Below are 3,283 nucleotides of genomic sequence, written 5' to 3' on the forward strand. Positions count from 1 at the left end.
GGCGGGCCAGGACCCGGCTCGACGATTCGCTCGACGTTCTCGCCGCGCACGGCGTGGGGGGCACGTTCGGCGCGCTCGTCACGGGAGTGCTCGCCGAGAAGGCGTGGGGCGGAGCCGACGGCGCGCTCTTCGGGAACCCGAAACAGCTCGCGATCCAGGCCGTCGCGGTCGCCGCGACGGCCGCCTTCAGCTTCGCCGGAAGTTTCGTCCTGCTCAAGATCGTCGGGGCGTTCGCGCCGCTCCGGGCGACGCGGACCGAGGAAGGGCTCGGGCTCGACGTCACGCAGCACGGCGAGGAGGCGTACGCGCGAGGCGAAGGCGCGATCCTCGTGCTCCCGGCCGGCGGGGGAGACGGCGACGGAACTCCCGAACGCGTTCCGGCGCTCGTGCCCGAGGGGAGCCCCGCCTGAAGCTCGTCGTCGCGATCGTCCGACCCGAGCGCCTCTCCGACATCCTGGAGGCGCTCTTCCGGGCGGACGTCCGCGGCCTCACTCTCCATCGCGTCGAAGGGCACGGCGGGGAAACCGACCGCGTGGCGACCTACCGCGGAACGACCGTGAAGATGGAGCTCTCGGAAAAAGTCCGGCTCGAGATCGGCGTCTCCGATTCCTTCGTCGAGACGACCGTCGCCGCGATCGTTTCCGGCGCGCGGACCGGCGAGGTGGGCGACGGGAAGATCTTCGTCCTGCCGGTCGAGAAGGTGTATCGGATCAGGACGGGCGAGGAGGATCAGCAGGCGGTCACGCCGGTGGGCTGACGCGGCGATGCATCGAGCCGGGCGGGCGCGTGCCGCCGTCCGGCGGCTCGACGTACGACTTTCGGTACGCCTTCACCGCCGGCCGACGACCCGCATCCCGCCGGGCTCGCGCCTCGCCGCGTCTCGGCGTCGGCACAACGGACACAGTCTTTTCGTAGGAGAACGCGGGCTGACGCGGCGATGCATCGAGCCGGGCGGGCGCGTGCCGCCGTCCGGCGGCTCGACGCCCTCTCGCTGGCCGTCCCTCTCGGGGACCCCCGGGCCGCTCACTTCGCCGCGATCGGTTCCCTGAAGAACTCTTTCATCACCGAGGCGCGGCGGGCGCGGGCGTTGCCGACCGGGCCGACTCCGAGGATCGCCTCGATCGTCCGGAACAGGTCGTAATGGTCATAGCGCTTCTTGATCTCGCCGTGCGCGGTGTGGGGCGAGAGCATCAGGATGCCGATCGCGGCCTGTCCGCGCCCTTCCGGTTCGTCCCACGTGATCATCACGACGCCGTCCCGGTACGCTTCCGACTTCCGAATCTCCGGCAGGATCTCCCTGAGCCAGTCGTCGCCCTGGCGGATCCGGCTCTTCCGGATCCAAGGGCCCGCGGCGCGCTGGTTGTGCATGTCGTGGTACAGGTCGGGGGTGATGAATGCGTAGGCCGGGGTGCTCTTCTCGCTCTTCAGGTCCTCGAAGAGCCGGGACAGCGGCTTGACGTGATCGGCGCAGTATTTCCGGTCGTGCGTGACGTCGGTGAAGTACATCACCGGGTTGTGGCGCACCGCGTAGAGTCCGTGGTTCGCGGTCGGGCAGGGATGGATCTCGATGTGTTCCTGGTACGAGCGCCATGCGCGCGGCGGCTGGGCATGATCGAGGAGCCACGCGAGATGGTCGTGGGTCGTCTGGCTGTTGTCCTCGGGATCGCGGTCGTTCCGGATGCCGAACGTGTCTCCCGCCTCGAGGACGAGGTAGTTCGGCTCGCTCGGATGCGTCACGCCGACGTAATCGCTTCCCCACGCGACCTCGGGATCGGAGAGGAGGCCGTTGAGGAACGGGGCCTCGTGCTTGTTTCCGTAGATCGCGGACCAGTCGTGGTTTTCCATGACGATCAGGAAGACGTGGCGGATCGGAGGCTCGGCGGCGACCGTCGTGGTCGTCGTCACCGTGGTGCCGGCGGAGCCCGTCGTGGTCGTGACCGTCGTCGTCGTCGCGGTCGGGCGCGATTCGGGCGCGGCCGCCACGAGCGCCGCCGCGATCAGGGCGAGGAGGGCGGACCGCGCGACGCGGTCCCGGGAAGTCGTCGAGGGACCCCTCTTTTTCACACGGCTCCTCGAAAGCAACAATAAAGCCATCACCGCCATCCGCCGGGCCGAGCCCCCGGACCGGCTTTCTGGGTGATTTGGATCATAGCGAGCGATGCGTCCGTCCCTCAGACTTCGAACCGAGGAGGAGAAATGACCGATCACCACCGTCGCTCCTGGGCGGAGCCCTTCAAGATCAAGATGGTCGAGCCTCTGACGATGACGACCCGCGCGCAGCGCGAAACCGCGCTCGCCGAGGCGGGATACAACACGTTCCTGCTCCGCTCCGAAGACGTCTACATCGACCTCCTGACCGACAGCGGCACGAACGCGATGAGCGACCGGCAGTGGGCGGGCATGATGCTGGGCGACGAGGCCTACGCCGGCAGCCGGAACTTCTATCGCCTCGAAGAGGCCGTCCGCCAGTACTACGGCTACCGGTACGTCGTTCCGACCCACCAGGGACGGGCGGCCGAGCACCTGATCTCGAAGATCCTGATCCGTCCGGGCGACTTCGTTCCCGGCAACATGTATTTCACGACGACCCGCCTCCACCAGGAGCTCGCGGGCGCGACGTTCGTGGACGTGATCGTCGACGAAGCCCACGATCCCGAGAGCCGGCATCCGTTCAAGGGGAACGTCGATCTCCGAAAGCTCGAGGAGCTCGTCGTCCGGGTCGGCGCCGAACGCATTCCCTACGTCTCCGTCGCGGCGACCGTCAACATGGCGGGCGGCCAGCCGATCGCGCTCGAGAACCTGCGGGCGGTCCGGGAATTCTGCTCGGCGCGCGGGATCCGCGTCATCCTCGACGCGACTCGCGCGATCGAGAACGCCTGGTTCATCCAGCAGAGGGAGCCGGGAATGGGGTCGCGGACCGTCGCCTCCATCCTCCGCGAGATGTGCTCTCTCACCGATGGCTGCACCATGAGCGCGAAGAAGGACCTTCTCGTCAACATCGGAGGTTTCCTCGCGTTGAACGACGACCGGACCTACGAGGAAGCCCGAAACCTCGTCGTCGTCTACGAGGGGCTTCACACGTACGGAGGCCTCGCCGGACGCGACATGGAAGCGATGGCGATCGGGATTCCGGAGGCGGTATCGGAGGACCACATCCGCGCGCGCATCGGCCAGGTTCACTACGTCGGCGAGCGGCTGGAGCGGATGGGCATTCCGGTCGTGGTTCCCCTCGGCGGGCATGCCGTTTTCCTGGACGCGCGCCGCTTCTATCCCCAGCTGCCCC

At 68.1% G+C, this 3,283-nt stretch carries 4 protein-coding genes; 3 read left to right on the plus strand and 1 reads right to left on the minus strand.

From position 1 onward, the window contains the following. A partial coding sequence (locus VFS34_00670) for an ammonia channel protein (GenBank protein ID HET9792942.1) occupies positions 1 to 410 on the plus strand: 410 nt, incomplete at its 5' end. Further along, a complete protein-coding gene (locus VFS34_00675) occupies positions 407 to 757 on the plus strand; it encodes a P-II family nitrogen regulator (GenBank protein ID HET9792943.1) in 351 nt (116 codons plus the stop codon). The genes VFS34_00670 and VFS34_00675, both read left to right, overlap by 4 nt. Positions 758 to 1,023: 266 nt before the next feature. On the opposite strand, the gene VFS34_00680 is transcribed toward VFS34_00675, so the two are convergent. Next, entirely contained in the window at positions 1,024 to 2,064 is a 1,041-nt protein-coding gene (locus tag VFS34_00680) for an alkaline phosphatase family protein (protein HET9792944.1), read from the minus strand. A gap of 132 nt (positions 2,065 to 2,196) precedes the next feature. Here VFS34_00680 and VFS34_00685 point away from each other — a divergent pair. Next, the coding region (locus VFS34_00685; GenBank protein HET9792945.1) for a tryptophanase at positions 2,197 to 3,283 on the plus strand (1,087 nt) is incomplete at its 3' end.

The sequence above is a fragment of the Thermoanaerobaculia bacterium genome (genome assembly GCA_035717485.1).
Taxonomy (GTDB): domain Bacteria; phylum Acidobacteriota; class Thermoanaerobaculia; order UBA5066; family DATFVB01; genus DATFVB01.